The organism is Clavibacter capsici (assembly GCF_001280205.1).
GTDB lineage: Bacteria > Actinomycetota > Actinomycetes > Actinomycetales > Microbacteriaceae > Clavibacter > Clavibacter capsici.
In genome coordinates, this window is record NZ_CP012573.1 from 89125 (window position 1) to 111186 (window position 22062).

The following is a 22062-nucleotide window of genomic DNA, read 5'->3' on the forward strand; positions in this document are numbered from 1 at the left end:
GCCGATCGCTCCGATCCGATGACCGCTCCCGTCCGCACCGCGCCCCCGCCGGCCGACGCGCCTCCCGCGTCCGCCGGCCGGGCGTCGATCCCGGCCGCCGTCCCGTCGCTCGCCGCCGTCGTGCGCGCCGACGGGGCCGGTCGGATCCCGGTGCGGGCGGTCGCGGTCGTCGGCCTCCTCGTGCTCGTCGTGGCGGTGCTCGCGGTGATCGACGTCACCCAGGGCACCGCCGCGGTCGGCCCGCGCGAGGTCTGGGAGGCGCTCGCCGGGCGCGCGACGCCGGGCGACGCGTCCGTCGTGGTCGCGTCCCGTCTGCCGCGCATGGCCGCGGGGATCCTCGTGGGCCTCGCCCTCGGCGCCGCCGGCGCGGCCCTCCAGACGGTGAGCCGCAACGTGCTCGCCTCGCCCGACACCCTCGCCGTCAACGCGGGCGCGTACGCGGCCCTCGCGGTCGCGGCGGTCACCGGGCTCACGCTGCCGGTGCTCGCGGGCGCGGGAGTCGCGTTCGTGGGCGGGCTGGTCGCGGCGGCGATCGTGCTCGCGGTCTCGGGCCTCGGATCCGGCACCGTGCGCCTCGTGCTCGCGGGCAGCGCGCTCGCGCTCGGCCTCGGATCCGTGACCAGCGCGCTCCTCCTCCTCTTCCCCCAGCGGACCGGCGGCCTCTACCGCTGGGGCCAGGGCGGCATCGGCCAGAACGGGTTCGACGCGGTCGCGCAGATGGCGCCCGTCGTGGTGGTCGCGCTCGCGATCCTGCTGCTCCTCACCCGCCGCCTCGACGCGCTCGGGCTCGGCGACGACGCCGCCCGCAGCCTCGGCGTGGACGTGCGCGCGACCCGCGTGATCGCCGTGCTCGCCTCGGTGCTGCTCGCCGCCGCAGCCGTGACGGTCGCCGGGCCCATCGGCTTCGTCGGCCTGTACGCGCCCGCGTTCGCGCGGCCGCTGCGCCGGCTCGTACCGGGGGTCCGCCGCTCCTGGGTCTTCATCCCCGTCGCGGGGCTCATGGGCGCGGCCGTCGTGCTCCTCGCGGACGTGCTGCTGCGCGCCGTGCTCGGGGCCGAGGCCTCGGTCGCCGTGCCGACGGGCCTCATCACGTCCCTCATCGGCGCGATCGTGCTGGTGGTGCTCGCCGTGCGCACCCGCGACAGCGCGACGCGCGCGCCCACCGAGCGGCACGGCGTCGTCACCCGCCGCCGCGTCGCGCTCGTGGTCGGCGCGCTGGTGGCCGTGCTCGTCGGCCTGCTCCTCGCATCCGTCCTCCTCGGCGACGCGAAGCTGCTCCTCGGCGACCTCGTCAACGGGATCCGCGGCACCGCCGGCCCCGTCGTCAGCTACGTGCTCGACACCCGCGTGCCCCGCGTGCTCGCCGCCGTGCTCGCGGGCGCGGCCCTGGCGCTCGCCGGCGTGCTCGTGCAGGCCGTGACCCGGAACCCGCTCGCGGATCCCGCGATCCTCGGCGTCTCCGGCGGCGCGGGCCTCGGCGCCGTGCTGTTCGTGACCACCGCGCCGCTCGCGTCCGGCTGGGGCATCGCGGGCGCCGCCGGGCTCGGGGCGCTGGTCGCGGCCGGCGTCGTGTTCGGCCTCGCCGCACGCGGCGGCTTCCCGCAGAACCGGCTCGTGCTCATCGGGGTCGGCGTCTCGGCGGGCACGGCCGCGACGATCAGCATGACCATCGTGCTCACCGACCCGTTCAACGGGGCGAAGGCGCTGACCTGGCTGTCGGGATCCACCTACGGCCGCGGGTTCGACGACGCCCTGCCGGTGCTGGTCGCGCTCGTGCTCGCCGCGGCGCTCGCCGCCCCGCGGCACCGGATGCTGGACCTCGTCGCCCTCGACGACGACACCCCGCGCCTCCTCGGCGTCTCGCTCGGGCGCGCGCGCCTGCTCGCGCTCTCGATCGCGGTGGTGCTCACGGCGACGGCGGTCGCGGCGGTGGGCGTGATCGGCTTCGTCGGCCTGGTCGCGCCGCACGCGGCCCGCGCGCTCGTCGGCTCCCGGCACGCGCGCGTGCTGCCCGTCGCGATCCTGCTGGGCGCCGCCCTCGTGACCCTCGCCGACCTGCTCGGCCGCACCGTGATCGCCCCGGCCCAGCTCGGCGCCGGCCTCGTGACCGCGCTCGTCGGCACGCCGTACTTCGTGTGGCTGCTGTGGCGCGGGCGGGCGGCAAGGGGGCGGTAGGCGGGCGGCGACCGCGCGCAGGATGGATCCATGACGCTCCTCCCCATGACCGACATCGCCGCCGAGCTCCGCGAGGTGACCGCCTACTGGACCCCGCGGGTCGTGGGCCGTGTGAACGACCAGTACGTGAAGGTCGCGAAGCTGCTCGGCGAGCTCACCTGGCACGCGCACGAGGAGGAGGACGAGATGTTCCTCGTGGTCTCGGGCCGGCTCCGGATCCAGCTCCCGGACGACCAGGAGGTGGTGCTGGAGCCCGGGCAGTTCCACGTCGTGCCGAGGGGTGTGCAGCACAACCCGGTCGCGGACGAGGAGGTGGGGATCGTGCTCATCGAGACCGTCACCACCGCGCACACGGGCGATGTGATCGTGCCGGGCACCGTCTCCGTCGAGCGGCAGGTGGGCGGCTTCCGCTGACGCGCGCCGACCGTCGGCCTCAGCCCAGCGCGCGCCCCATCTGGATCCGCCGACCGACGAGGTCGAGCCCGAGCCGGGCCTCCGTCGCCACGAGGCCGAGGTGGAACGGCGTCGCCGGCTGCTCCTCGACGAACCCGGCGCGGGCGTAGGCGGGCGCGTTCCACGGCACGTCGGCGAAGGTGCGCAGCGTGATCCGCCGGTGGCCGCGCCGCCGCGCCTCCTCGGCCGCCGCCTCGACGAGCGCGCCGCCGTGGCCACGGCGCCCGTGCTCGGGCGGCACGGCGACCTGCTCCAGGTGGGCGAGGCCGTCGACCTCGAGGACGTGCGCGAAGCCGACGATCTCGGGGCCGGCGTCCGCGTCCTCCGCCACCAGCAGGAAGCCGGGCTCGGCCGGGCGCTCCGCCCCGGTCGGCGCGGGCCACCACTCGGCGGGGCGCAGCAGCTCGACGAGGATCCGGTCGGCCCGGTCCTCGATCCCCTGCAGCGCGTCGAGGTCGCGGGCGGCCACGGGGCGGATCCGGGTGGGCACGTCGCCAGCGTATGGGGCCGGCGCGCCTCGGCCGGCTCGGGGCAGTCACTCCTGCGCGCGCCCCGCGGCCGCGCGCAGCACGACCACCGCGCCCAGCCACCCCTCCGCCTGCCATGCTCGGAGACGGCCGCGGCGCGTGGCCCCGACGAGCCGAGGGATCCCGTGCACTACCGGCTGATGGACGAGTACGGCGTCGACCGTCCGCTCTGGGGCGACGGCGGCCTCTGCCCCGACGGCACGCCGGAGCTCCCGCCGCGGGTCGAGGCGGCGGTCCGGGAGTGGGCGGCCGTCTTCCAGGAGGGCTTCCGCTGGGACCGCGGCTGGCGGGATCGCGTCGTCGCCCGGGAGCACGCGGCCCAGGCGGAGCGGCTGCTCGCGATCCTCGAGCGCGTGCTCGCGCCGGACGACACCGTCGAGCTCGTCTGCTGGGAGACCGACGGGCGCCGCGGCCGCTGACCCTGCGCACGGCGGCGCCCGGACGGGTAGCGCGTCCGGGCGGGTAGCGCGTCCGGCACCCTGTCGCCGAGGTGTTGGACGACCGTCCAACGACCGGCCGGATCGCGTGCGCTCCGGCCGCCGACCCGGCATCGTCGTCCTCGTCAGCACGAACGACACGCAAGACACGAACAGCACGGACGACACGAACAGCACGATCGACCCCAAGACCCCACAGGAAGAGGAAGAGATCATGAGCAAGCTCACGTCGAAGACCACCCGCATCGTCGCCACCGCCGCCCTCAGCGGCGGGATGATCGCCGCTCTCAGCGGCTTCGCGACGGCACCCGCCCAGGCCGCGGAGCCCGCGGCACCCGCGGCCGAGAGCAGCCAGGTGAACAGCCCCGTCACCGGCAGCGTCACGCTCGACCCGGTCGCCATCGTCGGCGCCATCACCGCCGCGGTGAACGACCAGAGCGACCGCAGCGGCGCCGTCCTGGCCGCGCTCGACATCGGCTACTACAGCGCGGACAACCCGGACCGCCTCACCGTCGCGGTCGTCAACAAGAACCAGGACATCGTCGTGGAGGGCGCCATCGTGGACGCCAAGCCCATCGACATCAAGGGCGGCAGCTACGTCATCTACTGGTTCGACGGACCCGGCAAGGTCACCAACAACGGCGACGGCGGCTTCCTGAACTGGGGCGTGCTGGGCAACAACGTCAAGACGGACAACGTCATCAGCATCAACGGCGGCTGATCCCTCTCACGGCACCGTCGGCGCCCCGCCATCCCCCGGGATGGCGGGGCGTCCGCGCGTCCCGCCCTCGATCATGCGGGGCGGCTGGGCGCGGCGGATCCGTCGCTCGCGGCGGGTGCGGATCACGCCGCGGACGAACGCGACCGACACGAGCGCCGTGCGGTTGGGCGCGTTCCACGTGCGCATCAGCCGGCCGAGGTGCCAGGCGACGGCCTGCCGGCTGTACGAGGTGGCGCGCGCGATCTCGTCGTTGGACAGCCCGTGCGCGGTGAGGGCGAGCATGCGCTCCTCCACGTCGTCGAGGTCGGGGGCGCGGGCCACGAGGTCGAGCTCCACGTCCTCGTCGGCGGGCGGCGGATCCGCGACCACCACCGCGGGCGTCGCCGCCTCCTGCGCGCGATGCCCCGCCCAGGCCTCCACCCAGCACGTGCCGAGCTCGTGCGCGACGTGGGAGGCACGGGCCATCGCGACGACGAGCGTGGCGTCCCGCTCGGCGGCGGCCGCGTGCATCACGAGCGCGAAGACGCGGAGCGCGGGCAGCGCGCCGCGGAGGGCGACGGACAGGTCGACGTCGGGCTGGGCCGCGCTCCGGCGGGCGACCGCGCGGAGGTCCTCGAGGCAGTCCGGCGGCAGGGGCCGCCCGTGCTCGACGGCGGCGAGGGCCGCGGGCAGCACCAGCGGCACGATCTCGTCGTACCGGAGCCGGAGCCAGTCGCGGCCCGCGGGCCGCACCTCCTCGAGCGGACAGCGCAGCAGCAGCTCCCGGAACTCGTCGACGCGCGCGTCGAGCCGGAGGCCCAGCGGCTGGCCCGGCCGCAGCAGCCGTGCCCGCCCGGCCTGCTCCGCCGGCGGTCCCTGCTCGGCGTGCTGGATGTCGACCATCGGAATCCCCCCGGATCCGCGATGCGCGTCGTCCCCCCGGACGCCGGCACCGCCCCCCCATGCTCTGCCCGACGGGTGGACGGCCGGTGGACGCGCCGTGTCCCGCCGGGGTGCCGGCGGCCGATCCGACCGCCCAGCTCCTCGAGCTGCCCCGTGGGGCGCGGATCCCCGGCCCCACGACGACGTTCCCACGGCGGGCGCCCGTCCCTCAAGGGGCCCGGCGCGATCGCCGTCGAGCGGTGAGGCGGTCGGGGCGAGGCGGTCGGCGGCGCGGCAGGCGGATCAGCGGGTCTCGGCGGGATCCAGCTCCATCCGCATGAACACGCTCGCCCGCGCGTACGGCATGTGCCCGACCTCCTCGGGCGCCACGTGCCGGAAGCCGACGGCCTCGTAGAGGTGCACGGCCGCGGGGAGGTCGACGCTGCTCCCGAGCACGAGCGTCGTCGCACCCCGGCGCCGGGCCTCCGCGATGGCCGCGACGAGCAGCCGGCGTCCCGTGCCCCGGCCGCGCGCGGCCTCGTCGACCGCCATCTTCGCGAGCTCCCAGACGCCGTCGCCCTCGGGGATCAGCGCGACGCAGCCGATCGCCCGGTCGCCATCGCGCGCCAGCAGCACCGCGCCGCCGCGGTCGACGATCTGCCCGCGCGGATCCGCGAGCACGCGCTCGTCGTCGGGCTCGAGCGCGAAGAGGGTCGTGATCCACGCCTCGTTGAGCGCGCGGAAGGCGCGGGCGTCGGCGTCATCGCGGAGCGGGGTGATCTCCCGGGGCGGGGTGCGGGTCTCGCGGCTCGTGCTCATGAGCCCAGCCTCCCCGCTCGCGACCAGCGCTGTCCAATATGGAAGCCGGTGCATCGATAGCGTGGGTGCATGGATCTCGATCTCCGCCTCGTCCGCTCCTTCCTCGCCGTCGCGGACGAGCTGCACTTCGGGCGCGCGGCCGACGAGCTGGGGATCGCACAACCCGTGCTCTCGCAGCAGGTGCAGCGGCTGGAGCGGCAGCTCGGCGTCACGCTGCTCGCCCGCACCTCGCGGAGCGTCGCGCTCACGCCGGCCGGCCTCGCCCTGCGCGATCGCGGCCGGGCGCTCCTCCGGCAGGCCGACGCCGGGCTCGACGAGGTCGCGCGCATCGCCCGCGGCGAGGTGGGACGGCTGGAGATCGGCATGGTGCACTCGACCGTCGCGATCGACGCCGAGCACGGCGGCCCGGTCGAGGGCATCCGCCGCTTCCGCGCGCGCCACCCGGCCGTCGAGGTGCGCGTGCGCGAGGGCTTCACGGTCGACCTGATGGACGCGCTCCGCCGCGGCGAGCTCGACGTCGCGGTGGTGCGCGACCCGGATCCGATGCCGGGCACGCAGCTCGTCGAGCTCGTGACGGAGCCGTTCGTCGCGGTGGTGCCGGTCGCGCATCCGCTCGCCGCGGCCGACGAGGTGGATCCCGCGCTGCTCGCCGACGAGCCCTTCGTCTTCCCGCCGCGCCGCGCCAGCGAGGACGCCTACCGCCGCAACCTCGCGCCCGTCACCGAGCGCGGTCGCCTGATCCGCGTGGTGCAGGAGGGCTCGACCTGGTCGATGATCGTCCACCTCGTCGGCGCCGGGCTCGGCGTCACGATCGCGCCGCGGAGCGCGACGGTGGGCGCGCCCGCGAGCGTGCGGGTGCTGCCGCTCGCCGGGTCCACCGCGACCTCGACCGTGCACCTCGCCACCCGCGTCGACGACCGCCGCGCCGTGGTGGACGCGTTCCTCGCGGCGCGCCGCGGCTGACGGACCGCTCGATATCGTGGGCCCCACCCGCGTCACCCGCGCGGCAGCACGAGGAGGAGCACCCATGAGCAGCTACGCCGTCACCGATCCGACCACCGGCGAGAGGGTCGCCGAGCATCCCGAGATCACCGACGCGGAGCTGCAGGAGGCCATCGCCGCCGCCGAGGGCGCCTACCGCGCCTGGTCGCGCCGCACCTCGATCGCCCAGCGCGCCGCCCTCCTGGCCCGCGTCGCCGAGCTGCACACCGAGCGCCGTGACGAGCTGGCGCGGATCATCGTGCGCGAGATGGGCAAGCCCCTCGACCAGGCGCTCGGCGAGGTCGACTTCGCCGCCGACATCCTCGGCTACTACGCCCGCGGCGCCGAGGAGCTCCTCGCCGACGAGCCGATCGCGCTCGCCGACGGCACCGGATCCGCGTTCGTGCGCCGCTCCGGCCTCGGCGTGCTGCTCGGGATCATGCCGTGGAACTTCCCGTACTACCAGGTGGCCCGGTTCGCCGGCCCCGCCATCGTGACCGGGAACACGATCCTGCTGAAGCACGCGCCGCAGTGCCCCGAGTCGGCCGAGGCGATCCAGAGCATGTACCGCGACGCGGCGGCGGAGCTCGGCGCCGACCCGGGCGTCTACGTCAGCGTGCTCGCGACGAACGCGCAGATCGAGGGCGTCATCGCCGACCCGCGCGTGCAGGGCGTCTCCGTCACGGGATCCGAGCGGGCGGGCGCCGCCGTCGCCGAGATCGCGGGCCGGCACCTCAAGAAGGTCGTGCTCGAGCTCGGCGGATCCGACCCGTTCATCCTCCTGTCGACCGACGACCTCGACGCCGTCGTCGCCGACGCGGTGGCGGCCCGCCTCGACAACAACGGCCAGTCCTGCAACGGTGCCAAGCGCTTCCTCGTCATCGACCACCTGTACGACGAGTTCGCGGCCCGCTTCACGGCAGCGCTGACGGCTGCCCAGCCTACGGATCCGATGGCCGACGGCACCCTGCTCGGCCCGCTCTCCTCGCGCGCCGCGACCGAGCGCCTCACGGAGCAGCTCGCCCGCGCGGTCGACCAGGGCGCCACCGTGCTCGCGAGCGGCGAGCCCGTCGGCAACATGTTCCCGCCCGCGGTGCTCGCCGACGTGACGCCCGAGATGGACGCCTACCGGGAGGAGTTCTTCGGGCCCGTCGCCGCGCTGTACCGCGTCGCGTCGGAGGAGGAGGCTGTCGTGCTCGCCAACGACACCTCTTTCGGCCTCGGCTCGTACGTCTACACGACGGATCCGGAGCAGGCCCTGCGCGTCGCCGACGGCATCGACGCGGGCATGGTCTGGGTCAACCTCGTGCTCGGCGACGCGGCCGAGCTCCCGTTCGGCGGCGTGAAGCGCTCGGGCTCGGGCCGCGAGCTCGGCCGCCACGCGGTCGACGAGTTCGCGAACCGGAAGCTGATCCGCATCGCCTGACGGGCGCCCGCTCCGGCGACCGCCCTCACCAGGGACGCGACGCGCCCCGGCTGCGGATCGCCCGGGCGGGGACGGCGAGGAGCTGCCGCTGGCACCCGATGGTCCCCGTCACGAGGACGGCGAGCGCGCCCGCGGCGATGCCCGCCACGCTCGCCGCGACCAGGCCGAGGACGAGGGCCGGTCGGTGCAGGTGTCGGGCACGGTCCATGGGGATCTCCTTCGTCGCGATCGGGGGAGCGCCGCGGACGGAAGACGTCGCAGGCGGATCCGGCACCGTAGCGAGCGCGACCCCTCCCGCCGGCGGGCCCTCCACACGGGACCGCCGCGGCGACCGCCGGATCAGGCCGCGCCGGTGCCCGCGATGTCGCGCAGCCGGCGGCGCACCGCCGCGTAGGAGGCGACGAGGGTCGTGTCGAGGCCGGCCGTGCGCGCATCCGCCCACTCGTCGATGGCCGCGCGCACCGCGACGCCCGCGAGCTCCGTCACGAGCCGGGCCTCCTGCGCCGTGATGCGGCCGCCGAACGCCGTCGTGATCCGCTCGGCCAGCTCCCACGAGCGCGTCGCGTCGATCGACACCGCCGTCGACCGCAGCTGCGGCTCGGCGGCCATGAGCCGGCGCACGCGCAGCTGCTGGTGCGCGATGGCGGAGAGGTCGCCGTCGAGGCTCGCGAGCACCTTCTGGTACACGGCCTCGAGCTGGGGGAGCGGCGCGGATCCGCGGTCGACGTCGGCGAGCCAGGCGTCGAGCGGCGCGTCGAAGACGGGGTGGAGCGTGAGGACCGACTCCTCCTTGCTCGGGAAGTAGCGGAAGCACGTGCGGTCGGAGACGCCCGCGGCCTGCGCGATGTCGTGGATGGTGGTGGCCGCCATGCCGCGCTGCTCGAAGAGGGAGAGCGCGGCCTCGCTGATCTCGGTGGTCGTCGCCATGCGGCGCCGCTCGCGGAGGCCAGCGGTGCCGTTCGCTGCCGTACCGGGCCCGGCCACGTCGCTCAGGGTGCCCATCCGGTCGCCTGCCTCTCGCACATCCCGCCGGTCGGATCCGACGAATCTGTCATATACTGCCACATGGTCCGAGTCTGACATCCGGACCTCCCCGGCCCCGCACCGTCGCGCGCGCCCCGCCTTCCACTCCCCGGAGAACCCCCATGAGCACGCCGCCCTCCGCCGACACCCGGCGCGACGCCACGCCGCCCGCCGAGTCGACCCTCCCCACCCGCGACCGGGCCGCGTCCGACCGCGCCGCCACCCCCGAGGACGAGCGCCTGCCGCAGGGCGCCCCGCTCGTCATCGGCCTGCTCGTCGTCGCCGCGTTCGTCGTGATCCTCAACGAGACGATCATGAGCGTCGCCCTGCCGAGCCTCATGGTCGACCTGCAGATCACCACCGCCACCGCGCAGTGGCTCACGACCGGCTTCATGCTGACGATGGCCGTCGTGATCCCCGCGACCGGCTTCATCCTCCAGCGCTTCTCCACGCGCCAGGTCTTCGGCGCCGCCATGACGCTGTTCTCGCTCGGCACGCTCGTCGCGGCCATCGCACCCGGCTTCGGCGTGCTGCTCGTCGGCCGCATCGTGCAGGCCAGCGGCACGGCGATCATGATGCCGCTGCTGTTCACGACCGTGCTCAACCTGGTGCCCGCCGCGCGCCGCGGCCGCCTCATGGGCGTCATCTCCATCGTCATCGCGGTCGCCCCGGCGATCGGCCCGACGGTGTCCGGCCTCATCCTCAGCTCGCTCTCGTGGCGCTGGATGTTCTGGATCGTGCTGCCCATCGCGTTGGTCGCGCTCACGCTCGGCCTCTGGAGGATCACGAACCTCACGACCCCGCGGAAGCTGCCGTTCGACATCCTCTCCGTGGTGCTCTCCACGCTCGCGTTCGGCGGCCTGATCTTCGGCCTCTCGAGCCTGGGCGAGTCGGCCGAGGGCAACGCGCCCCTGCCGCTGTGGATCCCGATCACGGTCGGCGTGCTCGCGCTCGCCGCCTTCATCGGCCGCCAGGTCTCGCTGCAGCGCGAGGACCGCGCGCTCATGGACCTGCGCACCTTCCGCAGCCGCCCGTTCGTGGTCGCGATCATCATGGTGAGCGTCAGCATGATGGCGCTGTTCGGCAGCCTGATCGTCCTGCCGCTCTACCTGCAGAACGTGCTCGAGCTCGGCACCCTCGAGACGGGCCTCCTGCTCCTCCCCGGCGGCGCGCTCATGGCGGTCCTGTCGCCCATCGTGGGTCGCCTGTTCGACCGCGTCGGGCCGCGCCCTCTCGTGATCCCCGGCGCCGTCGTCGTGAGCATCGCCCTCTGGGGCATGACCACGATGCTGCACGAGGGCACGTCGATCGGCTGGGTCATCGCGGTGCACCTGGTGCTCAACGCCGGCCTCGCGTTCATGTTCACGCCGCTGCTCACCTCGGCCCTCGGATCCCTGCCGCCGCGCCTCTACTCGCACGGCAGCGCGACGGTCTCGACCATGCAGCAGCTGGCGGGCGCCGCGGGCACGGCCCTCTTCGTCACGGTGCTCACGACCACGACGGTCGCCGGCCTCGCCGACGGGCAGTCGGAGGTCACGGCCACCGCGGCCGGCGTGCAGGCGGCCTTCATGATCGGCGGGTTCATCTCGCTCGCCGCCATCGTCGCCTCGTTCTTCGTCCGTCGCCCGGCGGAGCCGCTGCCGGAGGGCGTGGCGGGGCACTAGCGCGCAGCACCCGCGTCGATCCGGCCCGGCCCCGTTCAGTCCCAGGACGCGGAGCCGGGCCGGACGTCCGCCCGCGTCCCGCGGCTCCACCGCGCGATCGACTGCTCCACGTACTCGCCCACGAGGGCCGGCAGGTCGAGCGCCGGGTTGTGGATCCACTGGATCTCGAGGCCGTCGAGGATCGCGAGGAAGCACGCCGCCTCGTACTCGAGCGTGGCCTCGTCCATCTCCGGGACCTGCCCGAGCGCCACGGCCTCGCCGATGCGGCGGCGGATCTGCGCGATGGTGCGCGCGTACCGGCCGCGCATGTACGCGTGGGCGGGGTGCGTCGCGTCGCTGGTCTCGGTCGCGAAGGTCAGGTACAGCTCGAGGAAGCCCCGGTGCTGCACGTGGTACCGCATGAGGTCGACGAAGGCGCGGAGCGCGGGCAGGCCCGGCGCCGCCTCCGAGACGAACGGCTGCTGCCGGTCCCACTCGCGCAGCACCTCCGTGAGGAGCTCCTCCTTCCGGAAGTAGCGCAGCACGGCAGCGGGGGAGACGCCCACCTCGTCGGCGATCTCCTTGATCGTCGCGGCGCCGTAGCCGCGAACGCCGAACACGCGCACGGCGGCGTCGACGATCTCCGCGCGCCGACGCACGCCCGTCGAGTAGCGGCCGCGGGGCGCGGCGCCCGCGGAGGCGCCCGGATCGGGGTTCGTGCTCGGATCCGCACCGGGATCAGGAAAGTTTGCCGCCGATACCGCGGATTCCCGGCGATCCGGGGAGGCGCCTCTCGTCTCGGTCACGATGCGCGTCCTCCCTCTTGTGCGGCCCTGGGTCGGGACGTACAGTGACTCAACCGTAAACGAGGCGTCAGGTTTCGTCCGACGGTGATCATTGCTAGGGACGAGGGCGTCGTGGGCGAAGTGGTGTTCGGTGTGGGCCTCATCGGGGCCGGACCGGTAGGGCAGGCGATCCACCTGCCCACGTTGGCGCGCATGGCCGACCGCTTCCGCGTCGTCCACGTGATGGACGTCGACGCCGACGTCGCCGAGCGGGTCGCGGCCCGGGCGGGTGCCCGGCACTCGACCGACGCGGACGCGCTCATCCGGGATCCGGCCGTCGACGTGGTCGTCATCGGCAGCCCGAACCGCTTCCACGCCGAGCAGGTCGTCGCCGCGTGCCGCGCGGGCAAGCGCGCGGTGCTGTGCGAGAAGCCGCTCGCCGTCACCGTCGAGGAGGGCGAGGCCATCGCGCGCGCCTCCGCCGAGCACGGCGTGCCCGTCGTCGTCGGCACGATGCACGCGTTCGACCCCGCGTGGATCGCCGCGGTCGACGCCTGGGACGCCTCGGGCGACGTGCCGCACACCGTCCGCATCTCGGCCGTCATCCCGCCGAACCCCGACTCCGAGGACTCCGCCACCGAGATCGTCGGCCGGCCCGCACCCCGCGCGGCGGGCGAGCCGGACGTGGAGGCGCAGGCGCTCGCCGTCTCCGGTGGTGTGCTCGGCCTCGCCATCCACGACCTCCCGCTCGCGCGGCGCCTCCTGCCCGACGCCCGGCCGCGCGTGATCAGCGCCCGCGCCCTCCGGCCGTGGGGCTACGAGATCGTCGCCATGGTCGGCGGGAGCGTGCTCGAGGTGCACGGCATCGGCGGCGCCTCGTGGGATCCCGAGTGGACGCTCGACGCCGTCGCGCGCGACCGCTCGCTCCACCTCGACTTCTCCCTCTCCTACGTGCACGCCGGATCCAGCACCGCCACGCTCATGGGCGCCCGCGGCACCACCGGCTGGGGCCCGTACCCGGACAACGGCTACCTCGGCGAGTGGGAGCACGTGCACGACGTGGTCACGGGCGCGGCCGAGCCGGTGCCGATGTCCGTGCTCCTCGCCGACCTCGCGCTCGCCATCGACATCGCCGACCAGGCCGCCGCGCTCATCCGGGCGGACGTGGCCGTCGTGTCGGGATCCGCCGCCGAGCCCCGCCGGACGGGGGTCGCCGCATGAGCGCCCTGACCCTCCGCATCGACACCGCCGTCTCGGCGCCCCACGCGCACGCCGCCGTCGCGACCCTCGCCTCGCTGCCCGAGTCCTTCCGCCGCACGGAGGACGCGGGCGACGTGGTCGTGATCGCGGGCGGCGCCGGGTGGGCCGGCCGCGCGACCGCCGCGGCCCGCGCGGGTGCTCGCGCCCTCCTCGTGCTCGACCCCGGCCCCGCCGACGACGCCGAACTCGCCGCGCTGGTGGCGACGGGCGCACCCGTGGTGCTCGACGTGCCGTGGCGGCACGACGAGGCCGTGCGGCGGGTGGCCCCGCGGATCCACCGCCTCGCCGCTCCCGGGGCCCTGCTCGAGGCGCGCGCCACCCTCGCGGACGGCGACGACCTCGCCGGCGCGGCCCGCGCGCTCGCGCTCACGACGCAGGTGCTCCTCGGCGCGCCCCTCACGGAGCTCGTGATCCTCGCGCGCACGCCGGACCACCTGATGCTCACGGGATCCACCGCGACCGGCGTGCACGTGATCGTCAGCGCGCTCGTCGCGGCCCACGGCCACGCGTGCGCGACCTTCCGCCTCGTCGTCGGCGACCGCGCCGCGCACGTCGCCCTCCCCGCGCCGGACACGGCGGCCCCCGGACGGGCGAGCGTCACCGACGCCGCCGGCCGCGAGGACCTCCCCGTCGTCTTCGAGTCCGGCCACCGCACCGCGCTGCGCCTGGCCCGCGACGCCGCCCACGGTCGATGCGCGCCCGACGACGTCGCCGACCTCCGCGCCCTCCTCGCCGCAGCGCCCGCGCTCGCCGACGCCGCGCTCCCCTAGGCCCAGCCCCTTCCATCCCTTCCACCACACACAGCACCACCGGACAACGGAGTCAGAAAATGCCACAGCAGTCATCCAGCGCCTTCGGCAACGGCCTCACCCGACGATCCCTCCTGAGCGCCGGGGTCGGCGCCGCGGCGGTCGGCCTCCTCGCCGCGTGCAGCGGCGGAGGCGGAGGCGCCTCGGGCGCCGGCGCACCCCTCAAGTTCTGGAACATGCCCTGGGGCGCGCCCGCCTTCCTCACCGAGGACAAGGCGATCTCCGCGGCCTACAAGCCCGCGAGCGGCATGGGCGGGGTCAGCTACCAGCAGGTCCAGTGGGCCAACTTCACGCAGACGTTCTCCACCGCGGTCGCGGCGAACAACGGTCCGGCCGTCAGCTCCGGAGGCGGGACGACGGCGTTCCTCTTCGAGGCGCAGGGCAAGATCGCGTACGCGGACGACCTCATCGAGACGTGGAAGGGCAACGGCATCTACGACGACTTCCTCCCGGGCCTCGTCGACACCCTGAAGACGGCCAACGGCTACGCGGCCGTCCCGTACAACCTCGACATGCGCATGTACTGGTACCGCAAGGACCTCCTCGAGAAGGCCGGCGTCGAGGCGCCCACCGACTGGGACTCCTACGAGGCCGCGTGCGCCGGGCTCAAGAAGATCGGCGTCTACGGCTACGGCACCCGCTCGGGCGCCGGCGCCTTCACCGGCTTCCACCAGATCGTCGCCCACATGATCAACAACGGCGGCGGCCTGTTCGACCCCGACCAGAACCCCGACGTCGTCACGGACAAGAACATCGAGGCCGTCGAGTGGGTGCTCGGCATGGTGAAGAACGGCTACGTGGATCCCCGCAGCGCCACCTACACCTCCGACAACGCGTACCAGCAGATGGACGCCGGCACCTTCGGCATGCTCTGGGACGGCGCGGGCGCCACGGCCAACGTGAGCCCGGAAACCGCGGCGAACATGGTGGTCGGCGACCCGCTCGTGGGCCCCGGCGGCGAGAAGGGCGCGCTCTACTTCCCGAACAACATCATGATGTACAAGTCGACGCCCAGCCAGGAGAACAGCGAGGCGTTCCTCACGTACTACTACCAGAACATGAAGTCGCTCTGGACGAAGCAGACCGGCATCGGCCTGCCCCCGCTGAAGTCCATCGCCGACGAGGCGTACGCGGACGACGCGAACACCACCAAGATCCTCAACGACTGGCAGCCGATCTCGAAGACGTGGGGCGCCCCCGGCTCGAACACGGTGTTCCAGAACGTGACCAAGGTGGACGGCACGCAGCCGACGATCTCGTTCGCGCAGGCCGTGCTCGGCGGCACGGTCACCGCGAGGGAGGCTCTCGAGAAGCTGCAGAAGGAACTGGACGCGGGCGCGTGACGCCGCGGACACCCGGAGGCCGTGACATGGGCGAGGTGACCTGATGGCGGTGGACACGCGCGTCGCCGACAAGATCGGGCTGGCCCGGCGCGGGGTCGGCGTCGCCGGCTCCGGCCGGCCGCCCGGCGCGCCCCGCAAGGGCTCCGGCAAGACGCCGCTCGGCCGGGCGGGCGCGACGCTGGCGCTGTTCGCGCTGCCGTCGCTGATCCTGCTGATCCTCCTGAACGTCTACCCGGTCGTCTACTCGTTCCTGCAGTCGCTGCAGCAGGGCACGCCGTCGACGCTCCCGTGGGAGACGCCGTTCGTCGGCTTCCAGAACTACGCGAACGTGATCACGTCGGAGTCGTTCCGCAACGCGACCACGTTCACGATCGTGTTCACGCTCGTGGGCGTGTTCGGCTCGTGGATCGTGGGCCTCGCCCTCGCGCTGCTGCTGCGCACCCGGATCCCGGCCAACGGGCTCTTCAAGGTGCTGCTGCTCCTGCCGTGGATCGTCCCGGTGGTCGTGTCGTCGACCTCGTGGAACTGGCTGGTGGCGACGCCGCAGAGCCCGGTGCCGATCATCCTGGAGACGCTCGGGTTCCCCGACGCGAACTTCCTCGGCGACCCGCTGCTCGCGCAGATCGTGGTCTGCGTGTTCAAGGTCTGGATCAGCTTCCCGTTCATGCTGATGATGATGTCCTCGGCGCTCGCGTCGGTGGACACCAACGTCTACGAGGCGGCGAAGATGGACGGCGCGAGCGCCTGGCAGGCGTTCCGCGGCGTGACCCTCCCGATCATCTCCCGCACCACGTACATCAGCTGGGTGCTGATGACGATCTTCTGCGTCAACGACTTCCCGACGATCTTCCTGCTCACGCAGGGCGGTCCCGTGAACGCGACGACGTCGCTGATCGTGCTGGCGTACCAGCAGGCGTTCCAGAACCTGCAGACCGGACCGGCGACCGCGGTGGCGTTCATGATGACGGCGGTGCTCGTCCTCGTGTCGACGCTGCTGTACCGGCAGATCAAGAAGGCGGACATCGAATGAGCCAGGCACTCGCGGTCGGCGGCGCCACCTCGGCGACCGTCGGCGACGTCAAGCGGACCACCGCGAAGGCCCGCGAGCAGAAGGGCCAGTGGTGGCGCTTCCTGCTCATCGCGGTCATCACGCTCGTGGTGATCACGCCGATCCTCGCGGTGCTGTTCCTCTCCACCCAGCCGGGGCAGAACAGCACCGAGACCGGGTTCACGATGGAGAACTTCCAGCGCGTGCTCGGCGGCACCGACGTGATGATCTGGCTCGGCAACAGCCTGGTCGTCGCGCTGGTGACCGTCGTGGTGTCGGTCGTCATCGCGGCGCCCGCCGGGTACGTGCTCAGCCGCTCGCGGTCGAAGCTCGTCTCCGGGTACTCGCTCGTGCTGTTCGTGGTGCAGGCCCTGCCGGTGGTGACGGCGGCGATCCCGCTGTTCATCACCTTCTCGGCGATGGGCCTCATCAACACGCTGCAGGGCGTGGCGATCATCTACATCGGCTCGACCATGTCGGTCGCGATCTGGATGATGGCGGCGTACATCGACTCCATCCCGATCACGCTCGAGGAGGCGGCCTGGATGGACGGCGCGAGCGTGTTCGGCGGGTTCGTCCGCGTCGTGCTGCGCAACTCCCTGCCGGGCATCCTGTCGACCGCGATCTTCTCGTTCCTGCTGGCGTGGAACGACTACCTGATCGCGCTCCTGTTCCTGCAGGACTTCACGAAGTACACCCTCCCCATCGGCCTCAACACGTTCTTCCAGCAGAACGCGGCCGACTGGGGCTCGGTGATGGCGGTCGCGGTCATCATGATGCTGCCGCCCGTGCTGATCTTCGCCCTGCTGAACAAGTACTTCAGCGTCGGCGGGATCGGCGGGTCGCTCGCCGGGAGGTGATGCGGCCGGCGCGCGGGTGATGCCGTGCGCGACACGAGAGCCCGCCCCCGTGATCCGGATGGATCGCGGGGGCGGGCTCTCGTCGTGCGGGGAGCGTGCGGCTACGCCTCGTCGTCGCGCATCTCGTACGCCGCCCGCTGCTCCTGCACCTCGCGGATGCGCGCGATGTCGAACTTCGGCCGGCGGTCGAAGTCGTAGATGCCGTTCTGCTCCTGGAACGTGTCGGTGAGCTGCGTGAAGCAGTAGCCGAACATGAGCGGATCCTCGAGCAGCACCTCGGTGAGGCCGCGGAACCGGGCATGCCACTCCTCGACGTCGGCGACGCGCTCGCCGTAGCCCCACGAGACGGCGCGTGCAGGGTCGCTCGCATCCGCCTGCGGGCGGTCGATCTCGGCCGGGTTCCACCAGATGCCGCCGTACTCCGAGAGGAAGAAGGGCTGGCCGGCGTACGGCACGGAGATCGCTCGGCCGTCGAGGTCGTTGACGAAGGGGCGGCCCTCGGCGAGGCCCGCCTGCTCGCGGCGGAACGCCTCCGGGTCCTGCTCGTAGGAGTGCGAGTCGTAGACGTCGGCGGAGCGGACGCGGTGGGAGTAGCCGGACGCGTCGAGGACGGGACGCGATGGATCCGCCGCCTTCGTGGCCAGGTACATGCCGGCGGTCACGTCGTCGAGCTGCGTGATGCGGTCGTGGATCGCCTGGTACGTCTCGTTCAGCGGGCACCAGCCGACGATCGACGGGTGCGAGCGGTCGCGCGTGACCGCCTCGATCCACTGGGTGATGAACGACGCCGTCGGCTTCTGCGCGTCGCGCTCCATGCCGCCGCCCGCGCCCCAGTCGCCGAACTCGCCCCAGACGAGGTAGCCCAGCCGGTCGGCGTGGAAGAGGAAGCGCTCCTCGAACACCTTCTGGTGCAGGCGCGCGCCGTTGAAGCCGGCCGCCATCGACAGCTCGATGTCGCGGACGAGCGCGGCGTCGTCGGGGGAGGTCATGAGGGTGTCCGGCCAGTAGCCCTGGTCGAGGACGAGCCGCTGGAAGACGCGGCGGCCGTTGAGGAGCACGTCGCGGCCGTCGATCGCGATGGAGCGGAGGCCGCCGTAGGAGGCGACCTCGTCGACCGCCTCGCCGTCGGCGTCGACCAGGCGCAGCGCGATGTCGTAGAGGTGCGGGTCCTCGGGCGACCACGGGCGAACGCGGTCCTCGGGGATCCGCAGGACGACCCGGGCGCCGAGGCTCGCGGGCACGGCGGCGCGCGTGATCTCGCCGGCCGCGTCCTGGAGCACGGCCTCGAACCGCAGGCCCGAGGTGCGCGGCGCGAGCTCGGGCGTCACGGTGAAGGAGGTGTCGCCGAGCTGCGGCTCGACGTGCACGGAGCGGATGTGCGCCTCGGGCACCGGCTCCAGCCACACCGTCTGCCAGATCCCGGTGGTGCGCGTGTAGAAGCACGAGGTGTTCTCGAACCACGTGGCCTGCTTGCCGCGGGCCTGCGGCTCGTCGCGGGTGTCGCGGGCGCGGACGGTGATGGTCAGCTCCTCCTCGTCGGCGCGCACGCCGAGGTCGGCCGTGAACGACGTGAAGCCGCCGCGGTGCCGGGCGACCTCCTCGCCGCCCACCCACACGGTCGCGTCGTGGTCGACCGCGCCGAAGTGCAGGAGGACGCGGCGGCCGCTCCAGCCGGCAGGGATCCGCACGGTGCGGCGGTACCAGACCGCCGTGAGGAAGTCGACGTCGCCGATGCCCGACGCGGTGGACTCCGGGGCGAACGGCACGAGGATCTCCTCGGCCAGCTCCCGCTCGAGCAGCCCGCGCTCGAGGCCGCTGTCGCCGCGGTCGCGCTCGAAGCTCCACGTGCCGTTGAGGACCAGCCAGTCGGGACGGGTCGTCTGCGGCCGCGGGTGCTCGGGCTTGGGGATGACGGGGGTGGTGGTGTCGGTCACGATCGGGGGCCTCCTGGTCGGGGGTCGGGCGGTCGGTCGGTGGTGCGGGGTGCGGTGCTCGGACGGTGCGGCGGGTCAGTCCTCGTCGAGGTGCACGGGCTCGCCCGTGTGGTAGTCGACGAGCGCCCCGGGCGATCCCAGCACGGGCTGGTGGAACCGACCCGTGAGGTACATCGGAGTGACGAGGTACGACTCCCGTGCCCGCTCCGGTCGGGCCCACCGCACGCCGTTGGCGATCACGCGCTGCACGTCGGGGTGGTGGTAGACGGGGTAGACCTCGTCCCCGGGGCTGAAGTAGAAGACGCGTCCGTAGCCGCGCTTGTACGTGATGCCGCTGCGGAACACCTCGCCGCCGGAGAAGCTGCTGATGAAGACCAGCTCGTCGGGCTCGGGGATGTCGAAGAACTCGCCGTACATCTCCTGCCCCGGGATCTGGATCGGCTGGGGTACGCCCTCCGTGATGGGGTGCCGCGGCGCCACCGTCCAGACGAGCTCGCTGTCGCCGTCGTTGCGCCAGCGCAGGCTGCACGTCGTGCCCATCAGCCGGCGGAAGATCTTCGAGTGGTGCCCGGAGTGCAGCACGATGATGCCCATCCCCTCGAGCACGTGGCGCTGGATCCGGTCGACGACCTCGTCCGCCACCTCCTCGTGCGCGGTGTGGCCCCACCAGAGCAGCACGTCGGTCTGCGCGAGGAGCTCCTCGGTCATGCCGTGCTCGGGGTCGTCGAGGACGCGCGTCGTGACGTCGGCGTCCGCGCCGAGGAGGTCGCGGATCCCGCCGGCGATGGTGCTGTGCATGCCGTCGGGGTAGATGCCGGCGACGACGGGGTTCACCTTCTCGTGCCGGTCCTCCCCCCAGACGACGACGCGGATGGGGGTGGTGGTCGTGTCGGTCATCGGGTCCCTCCGAGGTCGGTGGTGGCCGGGGCGGAGCCCCAGGCCGGGGTGCGGATGCCGTCCGCCACGCTCGTCCAGGAGCGCAGAGCGTCGGCGACGTCGGCGCTGCGCTCGTCGGCGATCGCCTGGGTGAGCGCGTCCTCGAGCAGGTCCGCGATCACGACGCGCTCGCCGCCCCGCTCGCTGCTGCGGATCGCGCCCTCCACCATCGCGAGGCTGAGCACGTTGTGCCGCACCTCGCTCTGCGGGGTGCGGCCGGCGCGGAGGCACCCGACGAACTCCTCGAGCGACGCGGCGATGCCCTCGGGGTGCTCGGGCACGTCGAACCTCCCGCCCGGCACGTCGAGGCCGACGACGTCGTCGCCGTCCCAGTGCGCGGCGCCGCGCTCGCCGTACGCGCGCCAGTCGGCGTTCCACGACGTGGGCATGCCGGGCGTGCAGCGGCTGCCGACGTACGCGAACCGGGCGCCGGACGCGAGCTCGAAGTCGGCGGTCGCGGCCGCGTCGCCGGCGAACCAGCTCCACGGCGGGTTCCACGAGCTGCAGCGCACGGCCACGGGCTCCTCGCCCGTCGCGTACCGCAGCTGGTCGAAGTGGTGGATGGACATGTCGACGAGCAGCGGGTGCGCCATCTGCTCGCGGAAGCCCGGCTCGTGGTCCTCGTGCAGGAACCGCGCGTGCACGACCGCGAGCGGCCCGACCTGCGCGACGGCCTCGCGGAACGCCGTGAGGTGGGTGAAGTAGCGGCGCGACTGGCTGACCATGAGCAGGCCCCCCGTGATGTCGGCGAGGGCGACCTGGCGGAGCGCCTCCGCCACGGTGGGCGCGAGCGGCTTCTCGCACAGCACCGGGAGGCCCGCGCGGAGCGCCTGCTCGTTGACGACGCGGTGCGCCTGCGGCACGGTCACGTTCACCACCGCCCGCGCGCCGGAGCGCGCGGCGACCTCGGCGACGGACGCGCCCACGACGACGTCGTCGAGCCCGGCGGCGCGCACGGCGGACTCGGCGAGCGGGACGTCGAGGTCGACCACGCCGACGGGCGCGGCGTGCGGGGACTCGGCGAGCATGCGGATCCACGCGCCGCCCATCGCGCCGGCGCCGACGACGACGACGGGCAGGCGGCCGGGATCCCCGGCGGACCCGGGGAGGGGGTGCTCTCGGAGCTCGGTCACGGCGGTCATCCCTTCAGCGCTCCGCCCAGGCTGGACTTGAGGAGGTGCTTGCGAGCGACGACGTACAGCACGGCGGGCGGCAGGACGTAGACGACCGCGCTCGCGGCCAGGAGCCCCCAGTCGACCACGTTCCGCTCGCTGAAGGCGCGGAACAGGCCGATGGCGAGCGGGTAGAGGTCCTGGTCCTGCAGCAGCACGAGCGGGGTGAGGAAGTCGCCCCACGAGCCCATGAACATGAGCATCGCCGCGGCGCCGAGGCCGGGCCCGATCAGCGGCAGCACGATCCGGCGCGCGCCCTGGAGCCGCGTGTTGCCGTCCGTCCACGCCGCCTCCTCCAGCTCGATGGGGACGGCGTCGACCGTCCCCTTCATCAGCCAGAGGGTGACCGGGAGGCCGCTCACGGCCTGGACGAGGATCAGCCCGTGCAGCGTGTTGGCCATGTGCAGGTTCACCATGATCAGGTACAGCGCGACGATGGTCGCCGGCGCCGGGATGACGCGGATGAGCAGGATCCCGAACATGAAGAAGCGGCGACCGGGGAAGGCGAAGCGCGAGAGCGCGTAGCCGCCGGCGATCCCCAGGGCCAGGTTCAGCGCCGTCGACGAGATCGCGATCACCAGGCTGTTGACCAGGAGCCGCGGCGTGCCGGGCGCGGTGAAGAACCGCGCGAAGTTGTCGAACGAGAAGGCGGGCAGCTGCACCGTCGCCCCGGCGTCCGCGTCGAAGGCGCTGAACGCGACCCACGCGAACGGGACGAGGCAGAACAGCCCCAGCAGGACGATGAGCGCGTAGCCGATGCCCCGCTGGGTGACGGCGAGGGGGGTGAGCGGGCGACGTCGTCGCCGGCCGGGCGGGCTCGCGGGCATGCGTTCCGTGGACGTGGTCATG

22 protein-coding genes are annotated in these 22062 nt (G+C 73.6%); 12 read left to right on the top strand and 10 right to left on the bottom strand.

The features are described from left to right. The first annotated feature begins 18 nt into the window (after nucleotides 1–18). Complete coding sequence (locus AES38_RS00425) at nucleotides 19–2175, top strand: iron ABC transporter permease (protein ID WP_053773309.1); 2157 nt, start codon at nucleotides 19–21, stop codon at nucleotides 2173–2175. Between the two features lie 30 nt (nucleotides 2176–2205). Beyond that, the gene (locus tag AES38_RS00430; protein ID WP_053773310.1) at nucleotides 2206–2589 is read left to right on the top strand and encodes a cupin domain-containing protein; all 384 of its coding nucleotides are present in this window, start codon (nucleotides 2206–2208) and stop codon (nucleotides 2587–2589) included. 19 nt (nucleotides 2590–2608) lie between these two features. Here the strand turns inward: AES38_RS00430 and AES38_RS00435 are convergent, their stop codons facing one another. Further along, nucleotides 2609–3118 carry a GNAT family N-acetyltransferase gene (locus tag AES38_RS00435; protein ID WP_053773311.1) on the bottom strand — a complete coding sequence of 170 codons (510 nt, stop codon included), beginning with the start codon at nucleotides 3116–3118 and terminating at the stop codon, nucleotides 2609–2611. Nucleotides 3119–3280: 162 nt separating this feature from the next. Here AES38_RS00435 and AES38_RS00440 point away from each other — a divergent pair, with 162 nt between their 5' ends. Both AES38_RS00440 and AES38_RS00445 read left to right on the top strand, forming a co-directional pair. Beyond that, complete coding sequence (locus AES38_RS00440; RefSeq protein ID WP_053773312.1) at nucleotides 3281–3574, top strand: hypothetical protein; 294 nt, start codon at nucleotides 3281–3283, stop codon at nucleotides 3572–3574. 232 nt (nucleotides 3575–3806) lie between these two features. Next, nucleotides 3807–4313, top strand: a complete 507-nt coding sequence (locus AES38_RS00445) for a hypothetical protein (protein ID WP_053775573.1) — start codon at nucleotides 3807–3809, stop codon at nucleotides 4311–4313. Between the two features lie 6 nt (nucleotides 4314–4319). Here the strand turns inward: AES38_RS00445 and AES38_RS00450 are convergent, their stop codons facing one another. After that, entirely contained in the window at nucleotides 4320–5195 is an 876-nt protein-coding gene (locus AES38_RS00450; protein WP_053773313.1) for a helix-turn-helix transcriptional regulator, read from the bottom strand. Between the two features lie 282 nt (nucleotides 5196–5477). Next, the gene (locus tag AES38_RS00455; RefSeq protein WP_053773314.1) at nucleotides 5478–5993 is read right to left on the bottom strand and encodes a GNAT family N-acetyltransferase; all 516 of its coding nucleotides are present in this window, start codon (nucleotides 5991–5993) and stop codon (nucleotides 5478–5480) included. Nucleotides 5994–6062: 69 nt separating this feature from the next. On the opposite strand from AES38_RS00455, the gene AES38_RS00460 reads away from it, so the two are divergent. Beyond that, nucleotides 6063–6956, top strand: coding sequence for a LysR family transcriptional regulator (locus AES38_RS00460; RefSeq protein ID WP_053773315.1), 894 nt, complete (start codon nucleotides 6063–6065; stop codon nucleotides 6954–6956). Between the two features lie 64 nt (nucleotides 6957–7020). Continuing rightward, entirely contained in the window at nucleotides 7021–8400 is a 1380-nt protein-coding gene (locus tag AES38_RS00465) for an NAD-dependent succinate-semialdehyde dehydrogenase (protein WP_053773316.1), read from the top strand. A gap of 25 nt (nucleotides 8401–8425) precedes the next feature. Here AES38_RS00465 and AES38_RS00470 read toward each other — a convergent pair whose 3' ends face one another. Together AES38_RS00470 and AES38_RS00475 are read right to left on the bottom strand one after the other, a co-directional pair. After that, nucleotides 8426–8608 (bottom strand): hypothetical protein, encoded by a 183-nt coding sequence (locus AES38_RS00470; RefSeq protein WP_053773317.1) that lies wholly within the window; start codon nucleotides 8606–8608, stop codon nucleotides 8426–8428. Nucleotides 8609–8739: 131 nt separating this feature from the next. Further along, the gene (locus AES38_RS00475) at nucleotides 8740–9327 is read right to left on the bottom strand and encodes a TetR/AcrR family transcriptional regulator (RefSeq protein ID WP_256998828.1); all 588 of its coding nucleotides are present in this window, start codon (nucleotides 9325–9327) and stop codon (nucleotides 8740–8742) included. A 218-nt stretch (nucleotides 9328–9545) separates the two neighbouring features. Between AES38_RS00475 and AES38_RS00480 the strand changes: the two genes are divergently transcribed. Further along, entirely contained in the window at nucleotides 9546–11087 is a 1542-nt protein-coding gene (locus tag AES38_RS00480; protein WP_174775871.1) for a DHA2 family efflux MFS transporter permease subunit, read from the top strand. Between the two features lie 35 nt (nucleotides 11088–11122). Here AES38_RS00480 and AES38_RS00485 read toward each other — a convergent pair whose 3' ends face one another. After that, on the bottom strand, nucleotides 11123–11872 hold the full coding sequence (locus AES38_RS00485) for a TetR/AcrR family transcriptional regulator (RefSeq protein ID WP_244629192.1): 750 nt from the start codon (nucleotides 11870–11872) through the stop codon (nucleotides 11123–11125). A 111-nt stretch (nucleotides 11873–11983) separates the two neighbouring features. Between AES38_RS00485 and AES38_RS00490 the strand changes: the two genes are divergently transcribed. Genes AES38_RS00490 through AES38_RS00510 form a run of 5 tightly spaced genes read left to right on the top strand, consistent with a single transcriptional unit; the run spans nucleotide 11984 to nucleotide 17171 of the window. Next, nucleotides 11984–13072 (top strand): Gfo/Idh/MocA family protein, encoded by a 1089-nt coding sequence (locus AES38_RS00490; protein WP_053773320.1) that lies wholly within the window; start codon nucleotides 11984–11986, stop codon nucleotides 13070–13072. Then, nucleotides 13069–13881: a hypothetical protein gene (locus AES38_RS00495; RefSeq protein WP_053773321.1), complete on the top strand. Its 813-nt coding sequence runs from the start codon at nucleotides 13069–13071 to the stop codon at nucleotides 13879–13881. The genes AES38_RS00490 and AES38_RS00495 overlap by 4 nt, the downstream gene beginning before the upstream one ends. 59 nt (nucleotides 13882–13940) lie before the next feature. After that, nucleotides 13941–15263, top strand: coding sequence for an ABC transporter substrate-binding protein (locus tag AES38_RS00500; protein ID WP_053773322.1), 1323 nt, complete (start codon nucleotides 13941–13943; stop codon nucleotides 15261–15263). Nucleotides 15264–15306: 43 nt separating this feature from the next. Beyond that, nucleotides 15307–16293, top strand: coding sequence for a carbohydrate ABC transporter permease (locus AES38_RS00505; RefSeq protein ID WP_053773323.1), 987 nt, complete (start codon nucleotides 15307–15309; stop codon nucleotides 16291–16293). Continuing rightward, entirely contained in the window at nucleotides 16290–17171 is an 882-nt protein-coding gene (locus AES38_RS00510; RefSeq protein WP_053773324.1) for a carbohydrate ABC transporter permease, read from the top strand. Before AES38_RS00505 ends, AES38_RS00510 begins: the two co-directional genes overlap by 4 nt. 101 nt (nucleotides 17172–17272) lie before the next feature. Here AES38_RS00510 and AES38_RS00515 read toward each other — a convergent pair whose 3' ends face one another. The 4 genes from AES38_RS00515 to AES38_RS00530 form a co-directional block, all read right to left on the bottom strand. Further along, complete coding sequence (locus AES38_RS00515; RefSeq protein ID WP_053773325.1) at nucleotides 17273–19105, bottom strand: glycoside hydrolase family 2 protein; 1833 nt, start codon at nucleotides 19103–19105, stop codon at nucleotides 17273–17275. A gap of 75 nt (nucleotides 19106–19180) precedes the next feature. Continuing rightward, nucleotides 19181–20002, bottom strand: coding sequence for a ThuA domain-containing protein (locus AES38_RS00520; RefSeq protein ID WP_081001807.1), 822 nt, complete (start codon nucleotides 20000–20002; stop codon nucleotides 19181–19183). Continuing rightward, nucleotides 19999–21183 (bottom strand): Gfo/Idh/MocA family protein, encoded by a 1185-nt coding sequence (locus tag AES38_RS00525; protein WP_053773326.1) that lies wholly within the window; start codon nucleotides 21181–21183, stop codon nucleotides 19999–20001. Before AES38_RS00525 ends, AES38_RS00520 begins: the two co-directional genes overlap by 4 nt. Continuing rightward, a complete protein-coding gene (locus tag AES38_RS00530) occupies nucleotides 21180–22061 on the bottom strand; it encodes a carbohydrate ABC transporter permease (protein ID WP_053773327.1) in 882 nt (293 codons plus the stop codon). The genes AES38_RS00525 and AES38_RS00530 overlap by 4 nt, the downstream gene beginning before the upstream one ends. Nucleotide 22062: the final 1 nt, after the last annotated feature.